Origin of the sequence: Maribacter sp. Hel_I_7, from assembly GCF_000688315.1 — a bacterium.
Classification (GTDB): Bacteria; Bacteroidota; Bacteroidia; order Flavobacteriales; family Flavobacteriaceae; genus Maribacter; species Maribacter stanieri.
In genome coordinates this window covers 1526148-1539212 of record NZ_JHZW01000003.1, presented here as the reverse complement: position 1 = coordinate 1539212, position 13065 = coordinate 1526148, and the positions used below count along the sequence as shown (strand labels likewise).

Below are 13065 nucleotides of genomic sequence, written 5' to 3'. Positions count from 1 at the left end.
TGTTGAATGGTTTTTAATTTTAAAAGCATTGGATAAGTACCAGATGAAATAGTTAACTTTTCAAAAATATTGATAGCAACATAATTTTAATTTGAATGGAATTAAGAAAGGAATATGACCTTATATGTGTAGGTGCAGGTATCATGAGTGCAACGTTGGCATTATTGGTAAAACAGTTAAAGCCAGATCTTAATGTACTGATCGTTGAACGATTAGATAAGGTGGCGCAAGAAAGTTCAGCAGCTTGGAATAACGCGGGTACAGGTCATTCTGCATTATGTGAACTTAATTATACGCCTGAGGATGAAGCTGGTCATGTGGATATAAAAAAGGCAATTGAAATCTGTACGCAATTTGAAATTTCTAAGCAGTTTTGGTCTTTTTTGGTGCGAGAAGGGTTAATTAAAAATCCTAAATCGTTCATTTCGCCAGTTCCGCATCATAGTTGGGTAAAAGGAAAAGTGAATGCAGATTATCTAGAAAATAGGTATAAGGCACTGAAAGAACATTTTATGTTCGATACTATAGAGTTCACTAGAGAGATAGCTAAAATGAAAGAGTGGTTCCCGTTAATGATGCATGGGCGTAACGATGATGAAGTAATGGCTGCATCTAGAATAGATAGGGGAACGGAAATGAATTACGGTTCGCTTACCGAACAATTATTTGAAATTCTTGATAAGGAATACGATACTAAGATTTTGTTTAATACTGAGGTTGAAGATATAGACCCAGACCATGATGAAGATTGGCTGTTAAAAATGGAAGACCTTAATACGGGTATTAAAAGCACGGTAGATGCTGAGCATGTGTTTATAGGTGCTGGAGGTGGTAGTTTATTATTGTTGCAAAAAGTAGAAATAGAGGAGAAGGATGGTTATGGAGGTTTTCCGGTGAGTGGAGAATGGTTAGTCTGCAAGAATAGAGATTTAATAGAACAACATAACGCAAAAGTATATAGTAAAGCTGGAATTGGGGATCCACCAATGTCCGTTCCTCATTTAGATACTAGATATATCAATGGAAAACGAGAATTGTTATTCGGACCTTTTGCAGGTTTTAGTCCTAAGTTTTTAAAAGAAGGTTCAAACTTAGACTTATTTAAATCTATCAATTTTGATAATCTCCCTTCCATGTGGGGTGTATTCTGGCATAATCTACCACTGACCAAATATTTGGTAGAGCAAGTAGCTATGAGTTTTGAAGATAGAATGGAATCTTTAAGAGCATTTGTAAAAGATGCAAAAAATGAAGATTGGGAAATAGTAGTTGCTGGTCAAAGAGTGCAAACAATTAAGAAGGACGAGTTTGAAGGTGGTTCTTTAGAATTCGGAACACAATTGGTAAGTAGTAAAGACGGTAAAATAACATGTCTTTTAGGAGCATCTCCTGGAGCATCTACATCTGTAAGGATTATGTTAGATGTTCTAGAGAAAGCATTTCCAGAACTAATGTCAACAGAAAAAGGAAAAGAACAATTAGCTAAAATGGTTCCCTTTTATAAAAAGGAAGTGACCAAAGATTTGTTTGATCAAGAACTTGCAAGAGTAACCGAAATTTTAGAATTGTAAAGCAATCATACATTTTCATTTAAGCTATTATATTTCTTATAAGCACTAAATCAATACAATAAAAAGACGGTACTTGCATTATTGTATTTTACCACCCTTGCAACAAATAGAAAATGCGAATTAGATTTCTTTTATTTTTTCTTTTTAGTATTAGTTTTTTCTCACAGGCACAATTAAGCGATTTAGCCAGATTAGATTTTACGTTTATCCCTAATAAAGGATCAGATGTAGAATATACACGATCACGATTTCTAATAAATTACCCAATAAAACTTAAAAAAGAAGGCGAATACGTACTCTTGGGGATAGATTATAGTAACGTACATCTTCGTTTTAAAAGCGATGAATTACCATTTGAAAGAAGTTTATTGAACGATTTTAAATTATTGGATTTTACCATTGGGTATACAAAACCATTAAATAATGGATGGCGTTTGGGTGTTCGTTTTCAGCCAGGTATAAGTACCAATCTTACTGCTAAAAATCTAAATTCTAATGATTTGGTTTTTTCAGGAGATGTAGTATTTATTAAAAAGTTTGAAAATGATTTTGATAAGCCATCTCGTTTAATTGTTGGATTATCTTATTCGCAAAATAGGGGATATGTTTTTCCGCTACCCTTTATAAGTTATTATAAAAAGTTTAGACCAGATTGGTCATATAATCTTGGTATTCCAAAAACCAATTTACAGTATCACTTATCAGATAAGCACCGGTTTAAATTATTTGGGCAATTAGATGGTTTTACATCTAACATACAAAATGGGGCATTAGTTAACGGAACAGACACTGCTGAAATTATAAATATGTCCTTAATTAATGGTGGTTTACAATACGAGTATCATTTTACAAATCATCTACAATTAGATTTACGTGCAGCTTATAATTTCAGTTTAAATAATAAATTGAAAGATGGTAGTAACAATACATTGTTTACCATAGATAATGATTCTAGAAGTTATTTTAGAGCAGTGCTAAGGTTTAAAATATAGTAGGTTTGAATTGAACCTATAAAAAACGCCGGAAAATTTCTTTTCCGGCGTTTTCGTTTTACAATAGCATAAGGGCGTTAGCCAATTACCGACTTTTCAGTAATAAATGGTTGATTGTAATGTCTTTGACCAGTAGCTTTATATAAGGCATTTGCTAAAGCGCCAATAATTGGTGGTAACGAAGGTTCTCCTAATCCTGTTGGATCAATACCGTTATCTACAAAATAAGTTTCTATTTCTTTTGGTGCCTCTTTATGTCTAATTAAACGATAGGTATCAAAATTATTATGTTGAGGCTTACCATCTTCAAAAGTCATTTCGCTATATGTAGCATGCCCTATTCCATCAATGATTCCCCCTTCTATTTGATTTTTAGCAGCCATTGGGTTTATTACAATTCCGCAATCTACAGCACACCACACTTTATTAACTTTTGGTGAATTCGTATCGTCAGAAAGGTCTAAAACTTGCGCTACATAAGAATTATGACAATAGTAGGCGGAAACTCCTCTTGCTGCACCATTTTTTTGATTACTGTCCCAACCAGATTTATCTCTAACTAATTTTAAAACACCGGCATAACGTTCTGGATCATAGTCATTCTTTTCTGGTTCGCCAACAGGATCTTTTATTGCTCTGTCAAACAACGCTAATCTAAATTCTATAGGATCTTTTCCGGCAGCTTCGGCAACTTCATCTAAGAAGGCTTGCTCCGCACCGGCAACAAAGTTAGAGCGTGGTGCACGCCATGCACCAGTGGTTACATTGGTTTCCAGACTAAATTTTTCTGCTAGGTAATTATCTACGGCACCGGCAGGAAATCTATTTTCAAAAAGTAAATCATCGTTAGATCCTGCACCTTTTACATGCCAAGCAATTAAATTGCCATCCTTATCCAACCCTGCTTTATATTTTACTTTGTACGTTGGGCGATAGGTACCTTGTGTCATATCATCTTCACGAGTATATACCAATTTTATAGGAGCTTGCATGTGCTGTGAAATCACAGCCGCTTCTACACCAAATGTACCGTATAGGCGTCTTCCGAAACCACCGCCCATTCGGCTCATTTTAATATCAATTTTTTCAACTGGCATGTCCAATCTAGAAGCTAAGGTCTTTTCTAAAAATTCTGGAGTTTGTATTGGTCCGTTAAACAAGGCTCTCTCGGCGGTAACATCTGCATAGAAGTTCATGGGTTCCATTGTATTGTGCGCTAAAAAAGGAGCACTGTAGGTACGTTCTATAACTTTATCTGCCTTATTAAATGCACTAACTACATTCCCGTCTTTACGGGCCGGTTCTTTGGAAGACGTGTTTAATAATTTAGTTAATGCCTCATCATGGCCTGCAGTGCTTTCCAAGTCACTTGATTTCTCCCATTCAACTTTTAATGCTTTTTTGGCTTGCATACATTGCCAAGTAGATTCACCAACAATAGCAACTAATTTATCTATAGCACCACCATCAGACCATTGTCTTTCAACACCTTCAGGATATACATCAATAGGAAAAATATCTTTTATACCTGGCATTGATTTTACAGTTTCGGCGTCCATTGACTTATACGTCATACCAAAAGCAGGTGGGTGAATAATCATAGCGATCATCATTCCTTCCTCTTGAATATCAATACCGAATAAAGGCTTTCCGGTAACAATATTTGGTCCGTCAACATTTCTTTTATCCGTTCCTATAATATCAAAATCACTAGTTTCCTTTAAGGTTACTTCTTCAGGTACCGGCATGGTAGCCGCCTTAGAAGCCATTTCTCCGAAGCTCGCAGATTTCTCTGAACCATCATGGGATATAATTCCCGCTTTAACTGAAATTTCTGATGCTGGTACTTGCCATGCTTCAGCAGCAGTGGCAACAAGCATATGTCTGGCCGTAGCACCTGCCATTCTTAACCCAGACCATCCTGCACGTATAGATTGACTACCACCGGCAAGTTGTCTTTGAAAAATATCTGTATTCAATGGAGCTTGCTCTACAATTACATTTTTCCAATCTACCCCTAATTCATCTGCAACGATCATTGGCATAGAAGTTTTTACATTCTGCCCAATTTCTGGATTTGGCGACATAATGGTAACCATACCGTTATCTCCAATTTTCAGGAAAGAATTAATATCGAACCATTCTTTAGGTATGTTGCTCACCTGCTCTGGAGTTGGTTTACATGAGGCAAGCCAACTAAATCCTAAAATCATACCGCCACCAGCGAGCGAACTGCTTTTTAAGAAAGAACGTCTATTATATGTTGTTTTTATGAGAGTCATCTGTTTATTTTTTGAAGGTTAATATTCCAAAATTGTGGGCAATTAATTTACGCGTTAGAAATACTCGAAGCATTTTTGATTGCTTTTTTAATTCGCGTATATGTGCCACAACGACAGATATTACCGTTCATAGCATCCTCTATCTCTACATCTGTAGGATTAGGGTTCCGTTTTAAAAATGCACTGGCATTCATGATCTGGCCAGCTTGGCAATAACCACATTGGTAAACATCTTCTTCTAACCATGCCTTTTGTACAGGATGATCTCCATTTTCTGAAAGACCTTCTATGGTAGTGATAGATTGGTCACCAACAGCTGAAACAGGTAGTTGACAAGAACGCACTGCATTATCACCTAAGTGAACGGTACAAGCACCACATTGAGCAATTCCACAACCAAATTTTGTGCCTACCAATTTTAAATGATCACGTAATACCCATAGTATTGGAGTAGATGGGTCAACGTCTACTTCTTGGGTTTTTCCATTAACTTTTAAACTGAAATTCGCCATTAGATTTTAATATTTATTTGAGTCCCTTGAAATTAGGTATTTTTTCAGAGTAAATGCCCAGATTTACAATTAAAAAATCATAAAATTTTACTTGAATTAAGAACTAACACAAATTGGGCGTATTAAGTATATGTGTTTGATATGTAGTTGGTTAGGGTATATTTTTGTATTCTAACCATTTGTAAGAGGTTTTAATAAGATTTTATAATATAAAATCGAACGAGTTATTTATAAAAGTTATCGTGATACTGGTTTAGAATTTACCTAGGTAATTTTAGATGCTGAATTATACCATTCTTTTTCTAATTGAAATGGTTGTAAATACTAGAAAATGATAACTCAAAATATATCAGGCGTTATTTCTGAATCAATTATAAGTACTGTAGGTAATACCCCTTTAGTACGATTAGATAGAATTTTGGCGGATAATTATTTCAATTTATATGGAAAATTAGAAGCGGCAAACCCTGCAGGTAGCATAAAAGATAGAACGTCTCTTTTTATATTACAAGAGGCACTTGCATCAGGAAGAATTAAAAAAGGGGATACGGTAATAGAATCAAGCTCTGGTAATATGGCACTAGGTTTGGCACAAACATGTTTATATTACGGTCTTAAGCTTATCGTAGTAGTAGATCCTAAGCTAAATTCACACACAGAAAAAATTCTTAAAACATACGGTGTACAAATAGAGCACGTAACAGAACCCAAAAAAGAAGGTGGGTATTTGGCGGCTAGGTTAGAAAGGGTTCAATATTTATTAGACACTATTCCAAATAGTTTTTGGTCCAATCAATACGGTAATCCTGATAATCCTAAAACGCATCATAAAACCATGACAGAAATTATGGATTCGTTACAGGGCAAATTAGATTATCTATTTGTGGCAACAAGTACTTGCGGAACACTAATGGGATGTGCAGATTTTATCTACGAGAATAAACTGGACACAAAAATTATAGCAGTGGATGCCGTAGGAAGCGTACTATTTGGAGGTCCGCCTTTAAAAAGATTAATACCGGGACATGGTGCCGGGGTCCCTTCTCAATTTTTAAATACTTCTAGAATATATGATCATGTTTATGTTGATGATGTAGACTGTGCTCGTGGGTGTTGGTCTTTATTGGAAAAAGAAGCAATATTATGTGGGGGTTCTTCCGGTGGAATTTTAAGTGCAGTTAAAAAGTATAGTAAGAATATAGAAGAAGGTAGTAATTGTGCAATGTTTCTGTGCGATCGTGGAGAACGGTATTTAGATACCATCTATAATCCACAATGGCTTTTAAACGAATTACCAGAAAGTAAAAATGCATTTACGCCAATAGGCGGTTGGTAGTAAGTTATATGGAGAATAGAAAAACATATCGAATAGGAATTATAGGTTTTGGACCTAAGGGATTTTATGGTTTTGAAAGGTTGGTGGCTCACTTAAATAAAAATACATTTTATCAACTTATTGAAATTCATATTTTCAATACCACAGAATATTTTGCGGCAGGTGATGTTTACAGAACAGATCAACCGGAATATCTTATAATGAACTATGCGAATAGAAACATTAATTGCTGGTCATTAGAAGAGCCAATATCAAATGTGGAAGAAACCGTAGATTTTGTGTCGTGGTTAAAAATTAACGGATACACCAATGCTGCACCTGGAGATTATGCACCAAGAAAAGTTGTTGGAGATTATCTTATACACTGTTTTAAACGGGTTGTTGACAGTTTACCTAAAAATATAAAAGTAATAACCCATATAGGTTCAGTAGTAAACGTAGAAAAGAATGAAAAGTCATATTTGGTAATGGGTAGCTACAGAAATATGGGCAATGAGTTTAGTGTTGATTGTCAAAATATATTATTTACTACTGGTCATCATTCATTTAAATCACAACAAACCAAAATAATAAACAATAAAAATAGAATTGATTTTATATACCCTGTTGATGAAAAATTAAGCTCGGTAACAGCTAATTCTTTAGTTGCAGTTAAAGGATTTGGACTTACTGCTATAGATGCTGTTCTTACATTAACAGAGGGTAGAGGAGGGGAGTTTAAAAAGAACGATAAGGGAGTTTTAAAATATATTTCATCTGGTAAAGAGCCTTATAAAATTTATCTTTTCTCTAGAACAGGCTTACCAATGGTACCAAGAAATGGTTCTCCAACTTCAGAAATTGAACTTCAATATTTTAGCGAAACGATAGTAGAAAATTTTAAGGAGAATAGACCAATTAGTTTTAATTGTACCCTATTACCATTGATTAAAAAAGAGTTCTATTTTGCTTTCTACACTGCGCTATTCAATTCTCACGGGCATCAACTTTACTTTGATCAAGATTTCACCGTAATAGAAAATCAGGTAAAGTTTTTTCATGAAGATTTTCCAGAATGCCCTGTATTTAATTGGGAAACTATAGTAGACCCATTTAAAGATGAGCCTGTTTTATCATCTGTAGTTATACAGGTGTATTTAGAATTTTTATTAGAAGAGGCAAAACGAGGAGAAGATAAAAGTCCGTTCATGGCAGCCGTAGCCGTATGGAGAAAAATTAGTCCAATTTTTAATGAATTGTACAGTTTTGGAGGTTTAGATGCTGTGTCTCACAAAGAATTTGATACCTATTATTTTGGGTTGTTCAATAGGCTGTCTTACGGACCGCCGGTTAAAAATTTGCAAAAAATAGTAGCATTGTGTAAAGCAGGGTTGCTAGATTTTTCTTTTGCTAAATCGGCAAGTTTTACCGAAAATGAGGAGTGTGGCAGTTTTAGTTTAAAAGTTGAAAACGGACAAGAAACATCGGTAGATTTTTATATAAATGCTACAATTTCAAGGGCAAAAGAAAAAGACTTTGAGAATGAGTTGTATCAAAATTTAAAAAGAAACAAACTTATTGTGGAGTACGAAAATAAACTGAATACTTCATATAAACCGGGCTGTTTGGCATTGAACGATGATGGAAATCCTATAAACGAAAATGGGCAGATCAATCCAGATATTACATTTTATGGAACACCAACAGAGGGTATAACATTTGATAATGACACCTTATCAAGGACTAGAAATGACTTCGCTACAGGGTGGGCGAAACAGACTACTGCAGCAATTTTAAAAAAAGATGGATCAATCGATAATTATGAAAGAGAAGAAAATGTATTATAAAGGAGCACCAAAAAATGAATTGACACCAATAACCTCTAGTTGGATGCATGAACTGTTCAATGATCAAGATGTTTTAAGAGGCTTAATTGAACGTTATGGTTCTCCCGTAAACATACATCACCTACCGTCTTTCAATGAAAATAGCAAAAATTACAAGGAACTTTTTGAGTCATACGGATTAAAGTATCGCATTTTTTATGCAAGAAAAGCAAACAAATCAAAAGGTTTGGTAAAGCAGGCATTTGCCTCGGGAATAGGTGTAGATACTGCAAGTTATAAAGAGCTAGAACAATCTTTGTCCTTAGGTGGCAATGCAGAAAACCTCGTGCTGACCGCAGCTATTAAAACTGAAGCGCAAATTAAATTGGCTATAGAAAATGGCGTACCTATTATTTTAGATAACGAAGATGAATGTGTTTTGACACAATCTATTGCAAAAGAGATTGGTAAAATAGCAAATGTTGGGTTTCGCATAAGCGGATTTGAGGTAGATGGAGAAAAGCTGTACAGCCGGTTTGGTTTTGATGTAGATGAGATAGTTGATTTTATTGGTTCTTATGTTGGGGAACAAAAAACTTTTGATTTTCTAAAAGTTACGGGGCTGCATTTTCATTTAGATGGATATTCTACCCACCAGCGTAGTGTAAGTTTAATTGCTAGTATTACAATAGCATCAACCTTGAAAGATAAGGGACATGAGCTATCCTTTATAGATATTGGTGGGGGTATTTTAATGAATTATTTGGAAAAAGAAAACGAATGGGTAACCTTCAATGAAAATCTGAAAAAAGCAGTAGTAGAAAACAATAATGATATCACATTTAACAGCAATGGTCTAGGCTTTAGACTTGAGGATGGTGAGCTAAGAGGTAAGTTAAATACCTATCCATTTTTCAATACGGTTAACAAAAATTCTTTCTTGAAAGAAGTACTCGATTTTATAGATGAAGAATCTGGGTTATCGGTAGCATCTTTACTACTTAAGAATGATATAGAAATTCGTATTGAGCCGGGTAGATCATTATTAGATCAAGTTGGTATAACGGTCGCAAAAGTTAGTCACAGAAAAAAGGATGCCAAAGGACAATGGCTTGTAGGTTTAGAAATGAATATGAGCCAAATGATGAGTTCTAGTGCAGATTTTTTATTAGACCCTTTTATGTTATATAGTTCTGAGGTGGCGAAAGAAGAGTCTGTAGATGTATTTTTTACAGGAGCTTATTGTTTAGAAAGAGACGTATTGTTGAAACGTAAAATTACCTTACCTAGACTACCGGCAATTGGGGAATATGTAGCATTTGTAAATACAGCAGGTTATATGATGCACTTTTTTGAAACAGAGGCACACCTTTTTGAGCTTTCAACTAATTTAATATTTACGGGTTCACATGAAAAGCTATCGTTTTTTCAATTTATTGATGATAATAAGATTGTATTAAATTCATAATTAATACTTTAAAATAGCATTGTCAAATGCATCAATAACAATGTGTTTTAAGACAAGATGAATTGCGGGTTGTGAGTACATTGTATCAAAACAATATATCATGAAAATACAAGCATATTTAGCCTTCAACGGCAATTGTCAAGAAGCATTAAACTTCTACGCAAATCTGTTTAACGCAGAAATAAAAAACAGACAAACATATGAGGATAAGAAAATTGATGTCCCGTCCTCCTTTAGGCAAAAACTGCAACACGCAGAGTTAAAGGGGAAAGGAGTTCATTTTATGGCATATGACGCTGCTCCAGATACTCCATTGAATAATGGTAATCAAATTAACATGAGTGTTGATTTGAATGATTTAGATGAAGGGAAACAATTATTTAAAGAATTATCTACCGGTGGTCAAGTACATCATGAATTTAGAGAGCGAGAATGGGGACACTTTGGTAGATGTACAGACCGTTTTGGTATTGGGTGGATGATTAATGTTGATAAATAAAAAGTAATATGGATATAATATATGAGTATGACGGCGTAACAGCTAGTTCAAGATTAGAAGGTTATGCAGCTGAAAAATTAAATAAGCTTCATCATAAATTCGACGATATAATTAGAGCAGATGTTTTTCTAAAACAAGAAAATACATCATCTGATGAAACAGGTATGATCTGTAACATACGTTTAAGTTTACCTGGTCCACGAATTTTCGCAGAAGCCAGCAATGAGAATTTTGAAGAATCGGTGAATGAATCGGTTAGGGAATTAGAACGGCAGCTGAAAAAGCGAAAAGATAAAATGAAAGCTTATTAAATATTAGGCATTAAAAAAGCCCTTGCAATTGCAAGGGCTTTAATTTTTGATGGAGTTTTTTTATCTGTGATTTTCTAAAATCTCAGTAGTTTCCAAATCGTTCTGCAAAAGCTCTTTTTGAGCTCTTATAATTTCTTTTAAGCGATGTGGCATCATAGTTTCTGCCAATGCTTTATCATAATCTAAAATGGCAGCTTTATCACCTCTTACGGCTTCTTCTAGCATTGCTTCATCATTATCTTCTGAAAAAAATGCTTTAACATCCATCCAGGTTCTATGTAATGTACCTGCACCACTACCTTCAATTTCTACACTACCTAAATCTAGTTCTGGAGCAGCAGCTCTAAGTTCTCTAAGAAATTGCATACGTTCAACAACCTTCTTCTCAAAATAGCTTTTAATTCCTACTTGTTTTGAATTTTCAGATGCTTTTTCGAATCCTTTAATTGCATCTTCATTTTTACTTATTAAGTCCTTTAGACTATCCTCAATTTTTGCTATATCTGTATTCATAATATTATTTTTTAATAGGTGTTTACACCTGTGATTAAATAAAATTTCTACTTCTAAGGTATAAGTATGTCAGCATTAACATTGACTATAAACAATAGTACTTTTGCTTTATTGATTAAACAGCAATATCCCATAAACACTATGTTTTTAATTGTTTTACGCCTATTATTTCAGTGAATAGAGCTAAGAAGAATTAGCAGCTCGTATTATTTTCGGTGAGAACTTAAAAAATAAAATTATGGGACTATCACCACTATTTGGAGTAGCAAAAATGTTAGTAAGAAGTAGAAAATTGAAAATGGCAGCTGTTGGTTTGCAGCTTGCATATTTAGGATATACCTACATTTCAGATAAAAGAAAAAATAAACAGGTATCAAAATAAAGAAATAATTCACATATATAATTGATTTTAAACAGGTTATAGTGTTTTTTGAATTCTATGGTTTATCAATTTTACAAAAACCTATGAATTTTTATTAATAACAGATTGAATGAGTTGCTAGACCTTTGGAGTATTAAATCCCCAAAATCTAGTATTATGAACAATTCAATTAAAATCAGCCTTTTGTTTGCCTGTATGGCAACCATGGGTTACGGCCAAGATTTGGCCTACAATGACACTTCAACCAGTTTTCATGAAAAAAAGATTACTGAAGTATCTAATAGAGTAGAGAATTATGAAAAGTTAAAATCACTTGGCTACTCAGATTCTGAAATTTTTGAAGATCTTGGCAATGCCAATTTCCTAACCAAAAAATATGCGAATGCATTATACTGGTATGGTAAGCTAATTGAAATATCTGAAGATGGTACTTTAAAGAAAAGCTATCAGAAGAGGTTTGACCATGCGGTATCTCAATTAGGAAAAGAAGTCCAGAATGAAATTGCCGATGAGAATTGGACGGAATTGGTGAAAGACGATTATAAGATGACGCACACCGTTGTGCCTTCTCGTTTAACATCTAATAATAGAAGAAATTTTTTACCATGGGATGACCAAGGAACAAAAAAAGAATTTGCTTCAAGCAGTGCCAAGCCGTTAAATACTACTGGTGAATACGCTCCACCGGTAGCCCTTACCAATGGCGGTAATACGGCGTACTACAGCAAAACAACATACCGAAAGCCAGTAACCGGTATGTTCTCCAAAAAGAAAGAAATTCATAAAATTTACAAAGCCGATAAAATTGGTGGAGAATGGAAAAAAATCACTGAAGTAGCGGTGTGCCCAGGAGACTATTCTGCAAAGCATCCTGCTATATCACCAGATGGTAGTCGTTTATTCTTTGCCTCAAACATGCCCGGTACCTATGGTGAATATGATATTTATGTAGCTACCATTCAAAAAAATGGAATGTTAGGACAAGCCAAAAACTTAGGCTCAAAAGTAAATACCGCTAAGAATGATGTTCATCCTAATCCTATCTCAAACGGAAGTTTAGTATTTGCTTCAGATGGTAGAGAAGGGTACGGTGGTCTAGATGTGTATATGGTAGAAGTTGGTCAGCGTAGCGTTGGTCTTGCTGTAAACATGGGCAATACTATAAATAGTTCTTATGACGAATATTCTGTTAACCTATTGCAAGGAGACGGTTCTGGTTATGTAGTTTCTAATAGAATTGCAAAAGGCAAGCGTACACAGAATGTAGCTTTTAATTTAAATGATAAACCTATTAATGATAAAGATAGAGACGATCGCTTCTTAGAAGCATTCAACTCAGAAAGACAGACACAGTATTCCAGTTCTGTATTTGAAGATGAATAACCACCCATTAT

12 protein-coding genes are annotated in these 13065 nt (G+C 34.5%); 9 read left to right on the top strand and 3 right to left on the bottom strand.

Annotated features, from left to right (window positions below; translation table 11 throughout):
* Nucleotides 1–95: 95 nt before the first annotated feature.
* Both mqo and P178_RS0118500 read left to right on the top strand, forming a co-directional pair.
* Nucleotides 96–1571 (top strand): malate dehydrogenase (quinone), encoded by a 1476-nt coding sequence (gene mqo, locus P178_RS0118505; protein WP_027067635.1) that lies wholly within the window; start codon nucleotides 96–98, stop codon nucleotides 1569–1571.
* 113 nt (nucleotides 1572–1684) lie between these two features.
* Nucleotides 1685–2563, top strand: a complete 879-nt coding sequence (locus P178_RS0118500) for a DUF6268 family outer membrane beta-barrel protein (protein ID WP_027067634.1) — start codon at nucleotides 1685–1687, stop codon at nucleotides 2561–2563.
* 77 nt (nucleotides 2564–2640) lie between these two features.
* On the opposite strand, the gene P178_RS0118495 is transcribed toward P178_RS0118500, so the two are convergent.
* Nucleotides 2641–4845 (bottom strand): xanthine dehydrogenase family protein molybdopterin-binding subunit, encoded by a 2205-nt coding sequence (locus tag P178_RS0118495; protein ID WP_027067633.1) that lies wholly within the window; start codon nucleotides 4843–4845, stop codon nucleotides 2641–2643.
* Nucleotides 4846–4892: 47 nt separating this feature from the next.
* Nucleotides 4893–5357, bottom strand: coding sequence for a (2Fe-2S)-binding protein (locus P178_RS0118490; RefSeq protein WP_027067632.1), 465 nt, complete (start codon nucleotides 5355–5357; stop codon nucleotides 4893–4895).
* Between the two features lie 331 nt (nucleotides 5358–5688).
* On the opposite strand from P178_RS0118490, the gene sbnA reads away from it, so the two are divergent.
* The 5 genes from sbnA (at nucleotide 5689) to hpf (ending at nucleotide 10776) form a co-directional block, all read left to right on the top strand.
* The gene (gene sbnA, locus P178_RS0118485) at nucleotides 5689–6693 is read left to right on the top strand and encodes a 2,3-diaminopropionate biosynthesis protein SbnA (protein WP_027067631.1); all 1005 of its coding nucleotides are present in this window, start codon (nucleotides 5689–5691) and stop codon (nucleotides 6691–6693) included.
* Between the two features lie 8 nt (nucleotides 6694–6701).
* Complete coding sequence (locus P178_RS0118480; protein ID WP_036147141.1) at nucleotides 6702–8519, top strand: FAD/NAD(P)-binding protein; 1818 nt, start codon at nucleotides 6702–6704, stop codon at nucleotides 8517–8519.
* The gene (locus P178_RS0118475; protein WP_027067629.1) at nucleotides 8494–9966 is read left to right on the top strand and encodes a hypothetical protein; all 1473 of its coding nucleotides are present in this window, start codon (nucleotides 8494–8496) and stop codon (nucleotides 9964–9966) included. Before P178_RS0118480 ends, P178_RS0118475 begins: the two co-directional genes overlap by 26 nt.
* A gap of 100 nt (nucleotides 9967–10066) precedes the next feature.
* Entirely contained in the window at nucleotides 10067–10465 is a 399-nt protein-coding gene (locus P178_RS0118470) for a VOC family protein (protein ID WP_027067628.1), read from the top strand.
* 8 nt (nucleotides 10466–10473) lie between these two features.
* Nucleotides 10474–10776 (top strand): ribosome hibernation-promoting factor, HPF/YfiA family, encoded by a 303-nt coding sequence (gene hpf / locus P178_RS0118465; protein WP_027067627.1) that lies wholly within the window; start codon nucleotides 10474–10476, stop codon nucleotides 10774–10776.
* A 60-nt stretch (nucleotides 10777–10836) separates the two neighbouring features.
* On the opposite strand, the gene P178_RS0118460 is transcribed toward hpf, so the two are convergent.
* A complete protein-coding gene (locus P178_RS0118460; protein WP_027067626.1) occupies nucleotides 10837–11289 on the bottom strand; it encodes a ferritin-like domain-containing protein in 453 nt (150 codons plus the stop codon).
* A gap of 238 nt (nucleotides 11290–11527) precedes the next feature.
* Between P178_RS0118460 and P178_RS23310 the strand changes: the two genes are divergently transcribed.
* A complete protein-coding gene (locus P178_RS23310; RefSeq protein ID WP_155941670.1) occupies nucleotides 11528–11671 on the top strand; it encodes a hypothetical protein in 144 nt (47 codons plus the stop codon).
* Nucleotides 11672–11827: 156 nt separating this feature from the next.
* Nucleotides 11828–13054 carry a TolB family protein gene (locus tag P178_RS0118450; RefSeq protein ID WP_081819473.1) on the top strand — a complete coding sequence of 409 codons (1227 nt, stop codon included), beginning with the start codon at nucleotides 11828–11830 and terminating at the stop codon, nucleotides 13052–13054.
* The last annotated feature ends 11 nt before the right edge of the window (nucleotides 13055–13065 follow it).

What these genes read in the sequence shown, in the direction of transcription:
- mqo (WP_027067635.1), top strand. Translation starts at nt 96, where the DNA reads ATGGAATTAAGAAAGGAATATGACCTTATATGTGTAGGTGCAGGTATC.
- P178_RS0118500 (WP_027067634.1), top strand. Translation starts at nt 1,685, where the DNA reads ATGCGAATTAGATTTCTTTTATTTTTTCTTTTTAGTATTAGTTTTTTC.
- P178_RS0118495 (WP_027067633.1), bottom strand. Translation starts at nt 4,845, where the DNA reads ATGACTCTCATAAAAACAACATATAATAGACGTTCTTTCTTAAAAAGC.
- P178_RS0118490 (WP_027067632.1), bottom strand. Translation starts at nt 5,357, where the DNA reads ATGGCGAATTTCAGTTTAAAAGTTAATGGAAAAACCCAAGAAGTAGAC.
- sbnA (WP_027067631.1), top strand. Translation starts at nt 5,689, where the DNA reads ATGATAACTCAAAATATATCAGGCGTTATTTCTGAATCAATTATAAGT.
- P178_RS0118480 (WP_036147141.1), top strand. Translation starts at nt 6,702, where the DNA reads ATGGAGAATAGAAAAACATATCGAATAGGAATTATAGGTTTTGGACCT.
- P178_RS0118475 (WP_027067629.1), top strand. Translation starts at nt 8,494, where the DNA reads ATGAAAGAGAAGAAAATGTATTATAAAGGAGCACCAAAAAATGAATTG.
- P178_RS0118470 (WP_027067628.1), top strand. Translation starts at nt 10,067, where the DNA reads ATGAAAATACAAGCATATTTAGCCTTCAACGGCAATTGTCAAGAAGCA.
- hpf (WP_027067627.1), top strand. Translation starts at nt 10,474, where the DNA reads ATGGATATAATATATGAGTATGACGGCGTAACAGCTAGTTCAAGATTA.
- P178_RS0118460 (WP_027067626.1), bottom strand. Translation starts at nt 11,289, where the DNA reads ATGAATACAGATATAGCAAAAATTGAGGATAGTCTAAAGGACTTAATA.
- P178_RS23310 (WP_155941670.1), top strand. Translation starts at nt 11,528, where the DNA reads ATGGGACTATCACCACTATTTGGAGTAGCAAAAATGTTAGTAAGAAGT.
- P178_RS0118450 (WP_081819473.1), top strand. Translation starts at nt 11,828, where the DNA reads ATGAACAATTCAATTAAAATCAGCCTTTTGTTTGCCTGTATGGCAACC.